The sequence below is a fragment of the Nitrospirota bacterium genome, from assembly GCA_023229435.1.
In the GTDB taxonomy this organism is placed as follows: domain Bacteria; phylum Nitrospirota; class UBA9217; order UBA9217; family UBA9217; genus JALNZF01.
This window is the reverse complement of the sequence record JALNZF010000033.1, coordinates 1-14,820: the sequence shown is the minus strand read 5'-3', so window position 1 is coordinate 14,820 and position 14,820 is coordinate 1. Positions and strand designations below refer to the sequence as shown.

Annotated in this window: 13 protein-coding genes and 5 tRNA genes; 3 read left to right on the top strand and 15 right to left on the bottom strand. The window is 54.6% G+C overall.

Annotated elements, in window-relative coordinates; all coding sequences use genetic code 11:
* Nucleotides 1–27: 27 nt before the first annotated feature.
* From rplA to cysS, 13 genes are all read right to left on the bottom strand, one after another.
* A complete protein-coding gene (rplA, locus tag M0R70_14980) occupies nt 28–729 on the bottom strand; it encodes a 50S ribosomal protein L1 (protein ID MCK9420666.1) in 702 nt (233 codons plus the stop codon).
* A 128-nt stretch (nt 730–857) separates the two neighbouring features.
* A complete protein-coding gene (rplK, locus tag M0R70_14975; protein ID MCK9420665.1) occupies nt 858–1,283 on the bottom strand; it encodes a 50S ribosomal protein L11 in 426 nt (141 codons plus the stop codon).
* 50 nt (nt 1,284–1,333) lie between these two features.
* Nucleotides 1,334–1,876, bottom strand: coding sequence for a transcription termination/antitermination protein NusG (gene nusG, locus M0R70_14970; GenBank protein ID MCK9420664.1), 543 nt, complete (start codon nt 1,874–1,876; stop codon nt 1,334–1,336).
* An 8-nt stretch (nt 1,877–1,884) separates the two neighbouring features.
* Nucleotides 1,885–2,070: a preprotein translocase subunit SecE gene (gene secE, locus M0R70_14965; protein ID MCK9420663.1), complete on the bottom strand. Its 186-nt coding sequence runs from the start codon at nt 2,068–2,070 to the stop codon at nt 1,885–1,887.
* Between the two features lie 30 nt (nt 2,071–2,100).
* A tRNA-Trp gene (locus M0R70_14960) sits at nt 2,101–2,176 on the bottom strand.
* Nucleotides 2,177–2,210: 34 nt separating this feature from the next.
* Complete coding sequence (gene rpmG, locus M0R70_14955) at nt 2,211–2,363, bottom strand: 50S ribosomal protein L33 (GenBank protein MCK9420662.1); 153 nt, start codon at nt 2,361–2,363, stop codon at nt 2,211–2,213.
* Nucleotides 2,364–2,472: 109 nt separating this feature from the next.
* Complete coding sequence (gene tuf / locus M0R70_14950; protein MCK9420661.1) at nt 2,473–3,672, bottom strand: elongation factor Tu; 1,200 nt, start codon at nt 3,670–3,672, stop codon at nt 2,473–2,475.
* 61 nt (nt 3,673–3,733) lie between these two features.
* Nucleotides 3,734–3,809, bottom strand: a tRNA-Thr gene (locus M0R70_14945).
* A 100-nt stretch (nt 3,810–3,909) separates the two neighbouring features.
* A tRNA-Gly gene (locus M0R70_14940) sits at nt 3,910–3,986 on the bottom strand.
* 82 nt (nt 3,987–4,068) lie between these two features.
* Nucleotides 4,069–4,154 (bottom strand) — tRNA-Tyr (locus M0R70_14935).
* A gap of 47 nt (nt 4,155–4,201) precedes the next feature.
* A tRNA-Thr gene (locus M0R70_14930) sits at nt 4,202–4,277 on the bottom strand.
* Nucleotides 4,278–4,476: 199 nt separating this feature from the next.
* A complete protein-coding gene (rlmB, locus tag M0R70_14925) occupies nt 4,477–5,226 on the bottom strand; it encodes a 23S rRNA (guanosine(2251)-2'-O)-methyltransferase RlmB (GenBank protein MCK9420660.1) in 750 nt (249 codons plus the stop codon).
* A 146-nt stretch (nt 5,227–5,372) separates the two neighbouring features.
* Nucleotides 5,373–6,848 (bottom strand): cysteine--tRNA ligase, encoded by a 1,476-nt coding sequence (gene cysS / locus M0R70_14920; protein ID MCK9420659.1) that lies wholly within the window; start codon nt 6,846–6,848, stop codon nt 5,373–5,375.
* Nucleotides 6,849–6,975: 127 nt separating this feature from the next.
* Between cysS and M0R70_14915 the strand changes: the two genes are divergently transcribed.
* Nucleotides 6,976–7,482, top strand: a complete 507-nt coding sequence (locus tag M0R70_14915; protein ID MCK9420658.1) for a 3'-phosphoesterase — start codon at nt 6,976–6,978, stop codon at nt 7,480–7,482.
* A gap of 118 nt (nt 7,483–7,600) precedes the next feature.
* Entirely contained in the window at nt 7,601–10,570 is a 2,970-nt protein-coding gene (locus M0R70_14910) for a PAS domain S-box protein (protein ID MCK9420657.1), read from the top strand.
* A gap of 80 nt (nt 10,571–10,650) precedes the next feature.
* On the opposite strand, the gene M0R70_14905 is transcribed toward M0R70_14910, so the two are convergent.
* Entirely contained in the window at nt 10,651–12,549 is a 1,899-nt protein-coding gene (locus M0R70_14905) for a propionyl-CoA synthetase (GenBank protein ID MCK9420656.1), read from the bottom strand.
* A 385-nt stretch (nt 12,550–12,934) separates the two neighbouring features.
* The gene (locus M0R70_14900) at nt 12,935–13,378 is read right to left on the bottom strand and encodes a hypothetical protein (protein MCK9420655.1); all 444 of its coding nucleotides are present in this window, start codon (nt 13,376–13,378) and stop codon (nt 12,935–12,937) included.
* Nucleotides 13,379–13,666: 288 nt separating this feature from the next.
* Between M0R70_14900 and hemE the strand changes: the two genes are divergently transcribed.
* Entirely contained in the window at nt 13,667–14,698 is a 1,032-nt protein-coding gene (gene hemE, locus M0R70_14895; GenBank protein MCK9420654.1) for a uroporphyrinogen decarboxylase, read from the top strand.
* Nucleotides 14,699–14,820 lie beyond the last annotated feature (122 nt).

Sequence of the window (14,820 nt, the reverse complement as noted above, 5' to 3'; positions counted from 1 at the left end):
CGCCTGGAGTTTCGGATTTGTGATTCTTTATTTTGTTATCTTCTCGATCAGCGCCGTGTCCATTTTAATGCCGGGACCCATCGTAGTAGAAATAGTTACGTTCTTCAGATACTTGCCTTTGCTCGAGGCAGGCTTTGCTTTCAGGATGGACTCAAGAACTGCTTTCGCATTGTCCGCCAGCTTGTTCTCGTCAAAGGATGCCTTACCCACCGGCACATGCACAATGCCCGCCTTCTCCACTCGATACTCCACCTTGCCGGCTCTGATCTCTTTAATGGCCCTTGCCACGTCAAAGGTGACCGTGCCGGTCTTGGGGTTCGGCATCAATCCACGGGGACCGAGCACCTTCCCGAGTTTGCCAACAAGGCCCATGATATCCGGCGTTGCCACAACCGTATCAAAATCGGTCCAGCCTTCCTTCTGTATTTTCTCGGCGAGGTCCTCGGAACCCACGTAATCAGCGCCGGCGTCCCTCGCCTCTTTTTCCTTTTCGCCCTTGGCGAAGACGAGGATCTTGACCTTTTTCCCGGTGCCGTGCGGGAGAACAACCGTACCCCGCACCATCTGATCTGCCTGTTTAGGGTCGACGCCGAGGTTCACGGCCAGATCAACGGTCTCATCAAACTTGGTCCGTGCCGTTTTCTTGGCAAGCCCTACAGCCTCTTCGATACCATACGACTTCGTCTTGTCCACCAGTGCCGCTACTGCCTTGAATTTTTTCCCTGCCATGGTTCCTCCTCGCGGTATTAACGGTCACGCCTCGGCGTGACCTCCCGCAATATGAACAAAGATTGCGAAGTATCGGATGCGAATTTACCTGGCTGTTCATTCCGCACTCCGATCTCCACACTCCGAACTTAATCTATTACTTCCAACCCCATGCTCTTCGCCGAGCCCTCGATCATGCGCATGGCTGATTCGACGCTTGCCGCATTGAGGTCCGGCATCTTCGTCTGGGCTATCTCCTTGATCTGCGCGCGGGTCACCTTGCCGACCTTGTCCTTGTTCGGTACGCCGGAACCCTTTACAATGCCGGCGGCCTTTTTCAGAAGTTCCGCGGCCGGAGGGGTCTTGGTAATAAAGGTGAAGGACCTGTCGGAATAGACCGTGATAATGACAGGAACGATCGTCTCTCCCAACTTCTGGGTCTTCGCGTTAAATTGCTTGCAGAACTCCATGATATTCACGCCGTGCTGACCGAGCGCGGGTCCCACCGGCGGTGCCGGATTGGCCTTTCCTGCCGGGACCTGAAGCTTGATTTTTCCTGTAATCTCTTTTGCCATTGATAAACTCCTACGTTAATTTTTCATTATTGCAATTTACATTTTGCAATTTATTTGTCCTTCTCCCGCTCAACCTGCAAGAATTCCAGTTCCACCGGCGTCGAACGTCCGAAGATGCTCACCATTACCCGGAGCCGTCCATGAGCCGGGTTCACGTCTTCCACCGAGCCGATAAAGCTGTTGAACGGCCCGTCGATCACTCTGACCCGATCGCCCTTCTGATACGCTTGCTTGGGCTGGGTCTGGGCAACGGCGCCCTCTTCCGCCTGTTTGAGGATGGCCTTCACCTCTTCATCGGAGAGCGGTGTCGGGTTCGTACTTCCTCCGACAAAACCCGTGACCTTGGGTGTATCTTTCACAATATGCCACGTATTGTCGTCCATCTCCATTTCGACGAGAATATATCCGGGGAAAAACTTCCGCTGAGACTTGCGCTTTTTCCCCCCCTTGATGGAAAGGACCTCTTCGGTCGGGACGAGGATCTGTCCTATCTTTTCCTGCAGCGCGAGTTTGGAAACGGTCTCAAGGATGGTGGCCTTCACCTTGTTCTCAAAACCCGCATACGTATGGATCACATACCAGTTCATAGGCATAATTGTGCTTACTTAAAGGCTAGGGTCATTAATTTTCCCAACCCCAAATCTACCAAGCCCAGGAAAAAGGCGGCGATGAGCACGGTAGTGATCACCACCCAGGTAGAACCTATGACCTCCTTTTTTGTCGGGAACACAACTTTCTTGAGTTCCAGCTTTACTTCTTCGAAGAATACCGCGATCTTTTTGAACATGAAATAGGCCTCTTTCTCCACAAGGGGATATGGCAGGCCAGGAGGGACTCGAACCCCCAGCAGCCGGATTTGGAGTCCGGAGCTCTACCATTAGAGCTACTGGCCTGTGTCCTACTCAGCAGCTTCCCGGTGCGACCAGGTTACGCTTTGGTTTCCTTATGCGTTGTGTGCTTGCGGCAGAACCGGCAGTACTTGTCCAGGTTCAGCTTGTCAGGAGTGTTCCTCTTATTCTTGGTCGTTGAATAGTTTTTCCGCTTGCACTCACCGCAAGCAAGTAAAATGATTTCCCGCATTGTCTATTGCCTCACTCTTGTGTAATATTACGACGGACGATGGACGACCGTTCGCTTCGCTCACTTGGACGACGGACGATTTTTCGTCCCTCGTCCCTCGTCCCTCGCTTTACGCGATCACTTCGGTAATGACCCCTGCGCCCACGGTCCTGCCGCCCTCGCGGATGGCAAAACGCAGCCCCTTGTCCATGGCGATCGGGGTGATCAGTTCAACGCTGCAGGTCATGTTGTCACCCGGCATCACCATCTCCACGCCTTCGGCAAGCGTCACCACGCCCGTCACGTCCGTGGTCCGGAAGTAGAACTGGGGACGGTACCCCTTGAAGAACGGGGTGTGGCGGCCGCCTTCTTCCTTCGTCAGAACATAGGCCTCGGCCTTGAACTTGGTGTGCGGAGTGATGCTTCCCGGCTTCGCCAGGACCATGCCGCGCTCCACATCTTCTTTCTTGATGCCGCGGAGCAGAACACCGACGTTGTCGCCGGCTTCGCCCTGGTCCAGAAGCTTCCGGAACATCTCGACGCCCGTGACCACGGTCTTCTGCGTGGGCTTGATCCCCACGATCTCGATGTCCTCGCCTACTTTCACGACACCGCGCTCGATCCTGCCCGTGACCACTGTTCCGCGACCGGCGATGGAGAATACGTCTTCCACCGGCATGAGATAGGGCTTGTCCTTTTCGCGCTTGGGCGTGGGAATATAACTGTCAACTGCCGCCATAAGCTCCAGGATGCTCTTGTACTCGGGTGCGTTGAAGTCCTTGCTCTCGCTCTGGAGGGCCTTTAAGGCGCTCCCTTTGACGATCGGGGTCTTGTCCCCGGGAAACTGGTATTTGGTCAGAAGCTCACGGATCTCGAGTTCCACCAGCTCGATGAGCTCGGGATCGTCCACCATGTCCACCTTATTCATGTAGACCACGATATAGGGCACGCCGACCTGACGGGCGAGCAGGATGTGCTCGCGGGTCTGGGGCATAGGGCCGTCTGCCGCGGAAACCACGAGAATGGCGCCGTCCATCTGGGCCGCGCCCGTGATCATGTTCTTAATGTAGTCGGCATGTCCGGGACAGTCAACATGCGCATAGTGGCGATTTTCCGTCTGGTATTCCACGTGCGCCGTGGCGATCGTGATGCCGCGCTCACGTTCTTCCGGGGCCTTGTCGATGTTGTCGTAGGAAACAAACGTAGCGAAGTTCTTGAACGACAGCACCTTCGTAATGGCCGCCGTCAAGGTCGTCTTGCCGTGGTCCACATGGCCGATCGTGCCCACGTTCACATGCGGTTTTGTCCTCTCAAACTTTGCCTTTGCCATACATCCCTCCGTAAAAAGATTAAAGATCGATAGAAACCGGTTATGCACAAAGTGTTTTTACTGGAGCCCATGAGCGGGATCGAACCGCTGACCTCATCCTTACCAAGGATGTGCTCTACCAACTGAGCTACATGGGCATTTCAGTTCGGAGCCCACAGTTCGGAGTTCGGAGCAAACCTCAAGGGCAACCTAATCCCTTTCTCCGAACTACCAACTCCGAACTCCAAGCTAATAAACTGGAGCGGGAAACGGGATTCGAACCCGCGACCCCAAGCTTGGAAGGCTTGCGCTCTAGCCAGCTGAGCTATTCCCGCATGTTATTTCGAATTTGGATTGCAGATTTCTGATTTTAAATCCGCACTCCGCAATCAATAATCCGCGTTTATTTAATTAAAGTGGTGGGGAGGGGAGGTTTCGAACCTCCGTAGGCTGACGCCGACAGATTTACAGTCTGTTCCCTTTGGCCACTCGGGCACCTCCCCGATGAATACAACGAACCCTGATGTCGCGTGAACGAACGCATGAAAAGTGGAGCCACCGAAGGGAATCGAACCCCCGACAGGCTGATTACAAATCAGCTACTCTACCAACTGAGTTACGGTGGCACAATCTTCTGCACACACCACGCCCCTGCCCGTCTTGGTAAATCTTATATCTTACCGTTAGATAGTGATACGGAGAATGTAACCCCGCGTCAAAGAATTGGAATTATAAGGGATTGCGGATGATCTTGTCAAGCAAAAAGATTAATGATCGGGGTTTTGTCAAAATAGCCGGGCTGTGAAAAAAACACTGCGCAAACCATTATTTGTTCTTCCCGCGCCTCTGCCTGAGTACCTCATACAATAGGGCCCCGGATGCAACAGATACATTCAACGAATTGATCCGCCCCATAAGCGGCAGGGACACCAGGTAATCACAATGCTCCCGCACCAGCCTGCGGATGCCCTTGCCCTCCCCGCCAAGTATGATCGCAGTTGGACGGATAAAATCTGCGTCCCAATAGACCAGATCACCGCCCGCATCTGCGCCGGCAATCCATATGCCGCATTTTTTAAGTTCTTCAAGGGTGTTCACGATATTCACGACCTTGACCACCGGAACGTATTCCACAGCACCGGCTGCCGTCTTGGCAGCTGTCTCGGTGAGCCCTGCGGATCTTCTCTCGGGGATGATTACACCGTGAACACCGGCAACTTCGGCTGTTCTGAGGATGGCGCCGAGATTTCTCGGGTCTTCCACTCCATCGAGAACAAGGAAGAGCGGGGGCTGCTTTTTCTGGTCCGGGATCTTTAGAATATCATCGAGCGAGGCGTACTCGCGGGCAGCGACGACGGCCAGCACACCCTGGTGCAGGGCATTCGGGGCTTCCCGATTCAAGGCGTCGCGGGTCGTCATCCTTACCTCGATGCCGCTCCCCCTGGCAAGTCGTATGATCTCCTGGACTTCCCGAACCGACTTTCTCTGCTCGGCGATCAAAACGCGCTGGACAGACCTTCCAGCCCTGAGCGCCTCGATCACGGGTTTGATGCCGAATATTTTATCTCTTTGCATGAGGAAAGGGAAACTCCAAATTTCAAATTACAAACTCCAAATACTATCCTGACGTAACAAAGCCGACCCACGAACTTCGACCTGGTGATTGCGCTTATGGGGAGTTTATTGGTGATTTGGGATGGGGGCTGTGGCGCTCCATCGGCCTACTTCGGTTTCCACACCGTTCCGTCGGACCGGTCGAAAAGCTCCACTCCGCCGTCCTCAAGCGCCTTTCGTATCCGATCGGCCTCGGCCCAATCCTTGCGCGCCCGGGCCTCGTTCCGCAGGTGAATGAGTTCCTCGATCCGTTCAACGGAAAGCGAGACCTTGCTGTCAGCGAGCCTTCCCTCCTTGAACCATTCATCGGGATCGCGGAGAAAGATGCCGAGGGTCTTGTTCACATTCTCGAAGGACGCTGCCGCCGCCGACAGGAGCAGGATCACGGCGTCCTGGTTCTTTTTATCCACTTCCGCAAGGACCCTGTTCACCTCGCGGACCAGGTCGTAGATAAGCCCGATGGCAAAGGCCGTGTTGAAGTCATCATCCATGGCCTCTTCAAAGGCCTTGGGCAGGTTCTGGATTTTTGCATAAAGAGGCCGGTCCGCGACCTCGATGATGTCCTCGGGCTTGATCGAAGGATGTTTCTTTCCGGCGAGAAATTTCAGGATCCCTTCCTTCATCGTATAATACCGGTCGAGCCCTGCGCGCGTATCCTTCAAATTCGCATCGGAGAAATCGATGGGACTGCGATAGTGCGTGGAAAGCAGGAACAGTCGCAGCACTTCAGCATCGTACTGATTCAGGATATCCCGGATGGTAAAGAAGTTGCCGAGCGACTTGGACATCTTCTCCTGGTTGATGTTCACAAACCCGTTATGGAGCCAGTAGTTCACGAACTTCTTTCCGGAGTACGCCTCGCTCTGCGCGATCTCGTTCTCATGATGCGGAAAAACCAGGTCCTTCCCGCCGGCGTGGATGTCAAAGGTCTCGCCCAGGTGCTTGAACCCCATGGCAGTGCACTCGATGTGCCATCCCGGCCTGCCCGGTCCCCAGGGACTGTCCCAGGCCGGTTCGCCCGGCTTCGACGCCTTCCAGAGAGCGAAATCGAGCGGGTCGAGTTTGCGTTCGTCAACCTCCACGCGCGCGCCTGCTTTCAGGTCCTCGATGTTCCGTTTTGAGAGCTTGCCGTACTCCTTGAAGCTTGCCACCCGGAAGTACACGTCGCCGTCCATGGCATAGGCGTGCTCTTTTTCCACGAGACCCTTGATGACCTCGATCATCTCGGTGATATGCTCCGTGGCCTTGGGCTCGATGTCCGGCCTGCCCACGCCGAGACGGTCCATGTCCTCCTGGTAGGCAACAATGTACTTATGCGCAACCTCGGCGGCAGTAAGTCCTTCTTCCTTTGCGCGATTGATGATCTTGTCGTCGACATCGGTGAAATTCCGCACGTACGTAACGTCGAAGCCCTTGCGCCTGAAGTATCGCTGGATCAGGTCGAAAGCCACGGCCCCGCGCGCGTGCCCGAGGTGGGAAAAATCATATACCGTCACACCGCAGGCATACATGGTCATCCTGCCGGGATGGATCGGGACAAATTCCTCTTTTTTCCCGCTCAGTGTGTTAAAAAGCTTTATCATAGACAAACCGTCCTCAGGTGATGTAAACTTTCGATAGTGGATTCTCCGCATCATTCGGTGCGACTTGAAATATTATAGATTGCTGCAATCTTTGTCAAGAAGTTTTGTTGGCGCGAGGGGGCCGGCCATGACGCTCAAACCACTCAGATTCGTCGTCCAGGAGCACAAAGCCACGCGACTCCATTACGACTTCCGCCTGGAGATCGGCGGTGTGCTGAAGTCATGGGCAATCCCCAAGGGCCCCTCCATGAATCCCGCGGACAAACGGCTCGCCATCATGGTGCCTGACCATGTGCTGGAATATATCGACTTCGAAGGCATCATTCCCGAGGGCAGCTACGGCGCAGGGCCGGTTGTGGTCTGGGACACGGGAGGATATATTCCGTTCGACGACGATGATCCGGATACGGCGCTGAAGACCGGCACGCTGCACTTCGAACTCAAGGGGAAAAAACTGAGGGGCGCCTTTGTGCTGGCGCAGATGAAGGGTCTTCCGAAAAGTACGGGCAAGGAGTGGCTTTTAATGAAGAAAAAGGACGCCCATGCGCTGCCCTACTTTGCGATAAAGACCGAACTTACAGCCGTGCGGCTTGCGAGGCTGAAAATAAAGCCCCCCCCGTGCGAGACGGATTAGAACCGGAATAGGAGCATCGGAGAACGGTCAGAATAATCTGGCACGTTCACCACACTTTTGGTATACTTTCGGGTAGAGAAAAGAAAACGTATTCAAAGGCCATCGCCAGACAATAATTATGAAATTCCCGATCAAATACAAACTTGCCTCCATTGCCCTCCTGATCTTAGTACCCCTGCTTGTCTTTGGCATGTATCACAGTTCTGTAATGATTGAAAATGGGAAAAAGGGCATCAAAGAGGGCAATCTGGTCCTTGCTGAAAATCTGGCAGATGAGCTTGACTACCTTATAGATTCATCATTTTCGACGCTCCAGTCACTTGCAAAGCACCCGGCTGTCGTCAGCAAAGACTCCCGCGCCAGCGACCGGTTGTTCAAAGAACTCCTGCCCTCCTATCCGGATCATTTAAACATCCTTGCCGCGGACATGGACGGGAATAATTACGGAAGCGGCGTATACTCGCCGGGTGTGCGCAAACTCAACTATAACGACAAGGAATGGTTTATAAACGCCCGGAAGGGCATGAGCGTGGTTGGCGACATGCATATATCGAAACTCTTCAAAACATCCTCGGCCATGATCGCCGTTCCCGTGATCGACGGCCAAAACAGTCAGGTGGGTGTTATCGGAATGCCCCTGAACTTCGCCGAGGTGCGTAAAAGAATCATGAAGTCATTGCCCCGCCTGAAGGGAGCATCCATCACGATAGTTGACGCCAAGGAAAACGTCCTCGTCTGCTCCGGCTCGGAGCAAAACGGTGACCCCTGTAAAAAAATCTCACCACGTTCACTCCCCTTGCACGACGGTACCAACGGCAGCATAGATGAGAGAGGGCTGGACGGGATAGAGCGCCTCTACAGTTATGCCGGACTTTCCAGAACAAGCTGGAGGGTCATCATCGGTGTGCCCAAAGAAGTCGCCTATCTTAAGGCCTACGCATTCAGCAAGCAGTATCTCATCATTCTGTTCTGTGTAAGCGCCATGGCGCTTATCCTTTCTTTTATCGTATCAAAAAAGTTGACGGACAATGTTTCGTCCCTTGTCTCCGGGCTCAAGGAAATAGAGCAGGGCAACCTCTCCGCCACCCTTACCTTGACCGGCCACGACGAACTCCAGGAGGTCGCGGAATCATTTGACAGCATGACGGCAAAAAGAAAGGAAGCTGATAAGAACCTGAGGGAGTCGGAAGCCTTCCGTAAAGCGGTGCTCGACGGGATCGGTGAGGGTGTCGTGGTCATCGGAAAGGATTACCGGATACTTTCCGCAAATCAGGGCTACTGCGATCAGGTCAAGATGTCCTGTGACACGATCATCGGGAAATACTGTCATGCAGTCTCCCACCATAGTGACCAGCCCTGCTTTGAGAAGGCAGGGGGGTGCGACTGCACCGTGAAAAAGTGCTTTGAGACCGGTGAACACCACCGGTCGATGCACACGCACTTCGACAAGGACGGGACTGCCAAATATATCGAGACAAACGCATACTCCCTGAAGGACCCGTCCGGAGAGGTGACCGCGGCCATCGAGACGCTTGTGGATGTGACGGACATGGTCACCCTTGAAAAGCGGTTGGTGGAGGTCAAAGATCGTTACCAGAACCTCTATGACGACGCACCGGACATGATGCACTCCGTCGACAGGGAAGGCAACATCATCATCTGCAACCGGACCGAGCTGCAAGCCCTCGGATTCAAAACCGAGGAGATCATCGGATATGCCTTGAAGGATCTGATCGTACCTGAGGAGCGGGATACGTGCGCCCGGAAGATGGAGGCCCTGAAAACCAACGGCTTCTTCGAAGGTGAGATCACCCTCCTCGCAAAAGACGGCAGGCGCATTCCCGTATTCATCAGGTCCAAGGCGATCTATGACAAGGACGGAGCCTTCCTGATGTCCGACGCCGTCCTTCGCGACATTACGGAGAAGAAGAACCTCGAAGCCCAGCTTTTCCAGGCGCAGAAGATGGAGGCGGTGGGCCTTCTCGCCGGCGGCGTGGCGCACGATTTTAACAATATCCTGACTGTCATTGTCGGCTATGGCAGCCTCTTGCTCAAGAAGACTGAAACAGACAGCGCGACCCGCGGTTACGTCGAACAGGTGCTTTCAGCCGCGGAGCGGGCGACGAACCTCACCCAGAACCTCCTTGCCTTCAGCAGAAAACAGATCATCAACCCGAAACCCGTTCGGCTGAGCGAGGTCGTCAAGCATCTGGAGAAGATCCTGACCAGGGTGATCAGCGAAGATATTGAGCTGAAACTGTTTCTCGCGACCCGGGAAGCATCGGTCATGTCCGACACCGGCCAGCTCGATCAGGTGCTCATGAACCTTGCCACGAACGCGAGGGACGCCATGCCGGACGGCGGTTCGCTCATCATCGAGACCGAGCTGGTGGAATTTGACAACGACTACGTGCGGCGGCATATTTTTGCAGCGCCTGGAAAATACATGCTCATTTCCGTGACGGACACGGGAAAGGGCATGGACGCAAAGACAAAGGAAAAAATATTTGAGCCGTTTTATACCACGAAGGAGGTGGGAAAGGGCACGGGTCTTGGGCTGTCCATGGTGTACGGGATCATCAAGCAACACAACGGCTACATCAACGTATACAGCGAGCCGGGGAAAGGCACGACCTTTAAAATATATCTACCGGTCATTGAACAAGAGCCAGAGGAACTCGCGACCGCTGTTCTGCCGCCCGTAACCGGAGGCACGGAGACCATCCTTCTCGCGGAAGATGCTGTCATGGTAAGGGACCTGGCAAAGAATATCCTTGAGGAATTCGGCTACCACGTGATCGTTGCGGAAAACGGCACGGACGCTGTTGACGTGTATAAATCACATCACGGGATCTCCCTCCTCATCCTCGATGTCATCATGCCTGGCAAGAACGGGAAAGAGGTGTATGCGGAGATCAGGGGTCTGAATCCGGACATCAAGGCGCTCTTCATGAGCGGATATACGGCGAATATTATCCACAAGAAAGGCATCCTGGACAGCGCAACAGAATTCATCTCAAAACCCTTTTCCCCGAACGCGTTCCTCCGCAAGGTTCGTGACGTCCTGGATCAAGGTCCTGCAGCCTGAGCAAATCACTCTCGACAGCACATTGAGAAAAAGCGATATTCCAATTCTTACCTTCCCCCCCTTGCCTTCTCATCTTCCCTTCACGGCTTATGCGCATAACCCACTTTCCTGAGCACCTCTTCGATCTCGGTCAGCGTCGCGGGGTCGTCAATGGTGGACGGCATGACATAGATCTCGCCATCGGCGATCTTGCGCATGGTGCTGCGCAGGATCTTGCCGGACCGCGTCTTCGGCAGGCGCTTCACCACACAGGTCTCCTTGTAGCAGGCGATGGGGCCGATGGTGTTCCTGACCATGAAGGACAGCTCTTTTCTGATGTCTTCACTGCTGGTGTCCACGCCCGCCTTCAGCACCACAAGTCCGAGCGGCAGCTGGCCCTTGAGATCATCGTGCACTCCGATGACAGCGCATTCGGCTACATCCTTGTGCGTTGAAACCACCTCCTCCATCTCGCCCGTCGAGAGCCGGTGGCCCGCCACGTTGATCACGTCATCCACGCGTCCCATGATATAGACATACCCGTCCTCATCAATATACCCGCCGTCACTCGTGAAATAATAACCGGGGTAGGTTTTGCAGTAGGATTCCTTGAATCGTTCATCAGCCTGCCATAACGTAAGAAGGGTGCCCGGAGGAAGGGGGAGCTTCATGGTCACGAGGCCCGTCTCCTTCGGCCCGACCCGCTTGCCGCTGCTATTCAGGATCTGCACATTATAACCCGGCACCGGCCTGGTGGAAGAACCGGGCTTCACGGAAAATTCCTCGATGCCCATGCAGTTCGCCGTAATAGGCCAGCCCGTCTCGGTCTGCCACCAATGGTCGATCACGGGCTTTTTAAGCAGATCGTGCGCCCAGTGGTACGTATCAGGATCGAGCCGCTCGCCGGCGAGGAAGAGGTATTTGAAGTTCGAGAGATCGTATTGCTGGACGAACTCTCCCCGGGGATCTTCCTTCTTGATGGCGCGGAAGGCCGTGGGGGCGGTAAAGAGCGCCTTCACGTTGTGCTGGGAAAGGACCCGCCAGAAGGCGCCGGCATCGGGAGTGCCCACGGATTTTCCCTCATAGATGATCGTGGTGCAGCCGGCGAGCAGCGGGCCGTAAACAATGTAGGAATGACCCACCACCCATCCCACATCCGACGCTGCCCAGAAGACTTCGCCGGGCTTTACCCCGTAGATGTGCTCCATACTCCAGTGAAGCGCAACGGCATGGCCGCCGTTGTCCCGGACCACGCCCTTGGGTTTACCGGTCGTACCGGAGGTATAGAGGATATACAGCGGATCGGTCGCCTTAACGGGCGTGCAGTCTGTCGGCCTGGCCCTGCCCATCAGCTCGTCCCAGTCCAGATCGCGTCCGGTGTTCATCGTTGCCTTGAGCATGGGCCTCTGGAAGATGATGCACTTCTCCGGCTTATGCTCTGCCTCTTCGATGGCCTTATCGATCATGGGCTTGTACTCAATGAGCCGGGCGACCTCGACCGCGCCGGAGGCGGAGATGAGTATCTTCGGCTTTGCGTCATTGATCCTGATGGCGAGCTCATGGGGGGCAAACCCGCCGAAGACCACGGAATGAACAGCGCCCAGTCGCGCGCAGGCAAGCATGGCAATGACCGCCTGCGGGATCATCGGCATATAGATGATGACCGTGGTGCCTCTTGTGACAACCAAATCCTTCAAGGCGCCGGCAAACCGCGCGACCTGGTCAAGAAGTTCATGATAGGTAAATTTCTGGATGGTCTTGGTGACCGGGCTGTCATAGATAAGCGCGACCTGATCGCCCCTCCCGTCATGCACATGACGGTCAAGGGCGTTGAAGCAGGTATTCATCTCTCCGCCGGAGAACCACCGGGTGAACGGCGTGTTGGAATCGTCAAGGACCCTGTCCCACTTTTTGCTCCAGGTAATGCCCTTTGCCGCCTCGCCCCAGAACCCCTCGGGATCGTTGAGGCTCTTCTGATAAAGATCGTCGTACCTTCCCACGAGAATACCCTCCTTGAAGCAAAATTCTAATGTCCACTATTATTATATTCCAACAAGCAGTTTGATGACAAGAACGAATTACAGCAGGTGGGAAGAGCATTTGCGCGGAGCATCCTCTCCCGTCGGGACAGCCTGACAGGAGTATCGGGATGGTTTGTTCTGCTGTTGTTATTCGTCAAGGACCCGTCCCGCGGGCTCGACTGAGCGTTAAACTGATCTCATGCCGAAACCGCGCCGAAGTATCACACCAAAGCAAGGAACGCAATGATCGCCTTTGACGAAAAAAGCCAGAAATTATTCCTGGCTTGATCGATTTTACCTTCATCATCTGCGGACCTACTGCCGCTTCCCCGTTCATGGTTCGAATATCAGTCGGCACCGTCCCTCACGTCACCATGATCGTGACGTTGTCAATCGCGCTCCCCACGACAAAGACCCTTTCATTATTGCTGTCTCCGTCAACGGGGGTGAGGAAAAACCCCTTGGCCTTCTTGCCAAGCTTGGCCAGGGAGAATCCCTTGTCCCAGGGAATCTCCCCCTCGATGAACCCGACCAGTGATTCTTTGTCGATGAACTTGATAAAAACCTTCCGTCCCAGGTTCTTTCTGATCCCGAAAACCTTCCGTTCGACATATTTGCTGGAGCCTTCAAAGTTCTTGACGAAAAAAAGCGCCTTCAGTTCCTCAATCGGGACGCGGCTTTCCGTGTTCTTTTCCCGGTCGCGCAGGATGACCGTGTCCGACTCTATATTGAAATCCCTCACAAAGCCTTTCATAAGCCTGCCGTCCCTGAACCTGGCGACGATCTTTTCCTCCTCATCATTTCCCATGCTGCCACCTCCGGAACGCTGCTTTATTAAGGTAAAGAATAGCACAATGCCTTGCCCATTGCAACCCTCGGCCGAGATTCGGCCGATATTACGATTTGAAAAACCCGGGCGACCAGGACAGATCAAGGGCCCGGTCCATACCGGTATGGGAAAAATTTCTTGAGTTTTGCTTCATAAAATACTATAGTATGCACTCATTGGTCCGCTGCGAAAAAAGGTTGCGTGCTCTCCCATGCGCTCTCATTACTCGCTGCGGCAGAATAGACCCTCACTTTCAGGAGATTATTAATGTCCAGAGCAGACAGGTTCTTAAAGGCATGCAGACGTGAACCGGTGGACTGCACCCCGGTATGGATGATGCGCCAGGCAGGGAGGTATTTGCCGGAATACCGCGAGATCCGTTCAAAGCATACCTTCCTTGAGATGTGCAAGACGCCCGAGGTAGCGGCCGAGGTGACAATCCAGCCGGTGCGCCGCTATGAGATCGACGCGGCGATCATTTTTGCCGACATCCTGCTGCCGCTCGAGCCCATGGGCATCGGCCTTGAGTTTGCAAAAGGCGAAGGCCCGGTGATCCACAACCCGGTGCGCACCATGGCGGACGTGTTGAAGTTGAAGCCCATTGACTCGACCAGCCAGATCGCCTATCTCATGACCGCCATCAAGATCGTACTGAAGGAGTTGAGCAATAAGGTTCCGCTTATCGGTTTCTCCGGCGCTCCGTTCACGCTTGCCTCCTATATGATCGAGGGCGGCGGATCTCGCAGCTACGAGCATGCCAAGACCATGATGTTCGCCGAACCCAAAACATGGCACAAGCTCATGGAGCATCTCACCGGCGTCATCATCAATTACCTCGACGCCCAGATCGATGCGGGAGTGCAGGTGGTTCAGCTCTTCGATTCCTGGGTCGGCGCCCTCGGGCCGGCCGACTATCGCGAGTTCGTACTGCCGCACCAGAAGAACGTGATCGCCGGCGTCAAGAAAACCGTGCCGCTCATCCACTTCGCTCACGGGGCAACGCATTTGCTGGAAATGGTTGCGGAGGCGGGAGGCGATGTGATCGGACTCGACTGGCGCTGCAATCTTGATGAGGCCTGGAAGCGCGTGGGATACGATAAAGCCGTGCAGGGCAACATCGATCCCATCTCGCTCTTCGGGTCCAAGGAATTCATCCGCAAACGCACCCGGGAGATCCTCGACCGGGCAGGCAACCGGAATGGCCATATCATGAACCTGGGGCACGGCATCCTGCAACAGACGCCGCTCGATCATGCTGCGGAGTTCATCAACGCAACGCACGAACTGAGCAAAAGATAGACATAATGGTTGACAGTTGAAAATCAAGTGACCTGCCCCTTGCAACGTGGGTTATACTTGGGAACCCAGTTCCCAAATACAGAGCCACACCAAGGAGGCAGGTCATGAAACATTCTATCATT

What these genes read in the sequence shown, in the direction of transcription:
- tuf (MCK9420661.1), bottom strand. Translation starts at nt 3,672, where the DNA reads ATGGCAAAGGCAAAGTTTGAGAGGACAAAACCGCATGTGAACGTGGGC.
- nusG (MCK9420664.1), bottom strand. Translation starts at nt 1,876, where the DNA reads ATGCCTATGAACTGGTATGTGATCCATACGTATGCGGGTTTTGAGAAC.
- rplA (MCK9420666.1), bottom strand. Translation starts at nt 729, where the DNA reads ATGGCAGGGAAAAAATTCAAGGCAGTAGCGGCACTGGTGGACAAGACG.
- rplK (MCK9420665.1), bottom strand. Translation starts at nt 1,283, where the DNA reads ATGGCAAAAGAGATTACAGGAAAAATCAAGCTTCAGGTCCCGGCAGGA.
- rlmB (MCK9420660.1), bottom strand. Translation starts at nt 5,226, where the DNA reads ATGCAAAGAGATAAAATATTCGGCATCAAACCCGTGATCGAGGCGCTC.
- cysS (MCK9420659.1), bottom strand. Translation starts at nt 6,848, where the DNA reads ATGATAAAGCTTTTTAACACACTGAGCGGGAAAAAAGAGGAATTTGTC.
- secE (MCK9420663.1), bottom strand. Translation starts at nt 2,070, where the DNA reads ATGTTCAAAAAGATCGCGGTATTCTTCGAAGAAGTAAAGCTGGAACTC.
- hemE (MCK9420654.1), top strand. Translation starts at nt 13,667, where the DNA reads ATGTCCAGAGCAGACAGGTTCTTAAAGGCATGCAGACGTGAACCGGTG.
- M0R70_14915 (MCK9420658.1), top strand. Translation starts at nt 6,976, where the DNA reads ATGACGCTCAAACCACTCAGATTCGTCGTCCAGGAGCACAAAGCCACG.
- M0R70_14900 (MCK9420655.1), bottom strand. Translation starts at nt 13,378, where the DNA reads ATGGGAAATGATGAGGAGGAAAAGATCGTCGCCAGGTTCAGGGACGGC.
- M0R70_14910 (MCK9420657.1), top strand. Translation starts at nt 7,601, where the DNA reads ATGAAATTCCCGATCAAATACAAACTTGCCTCCATTGCCCTCCTGATC.
- rpmG (MCK9420662.1), bottom strand. Translation starts at nt 2,363, where the DNA reads ATGCGGGAAATCATTTTACTTGCTTGCGGTGAGTGCAAGCGGAAAAAC.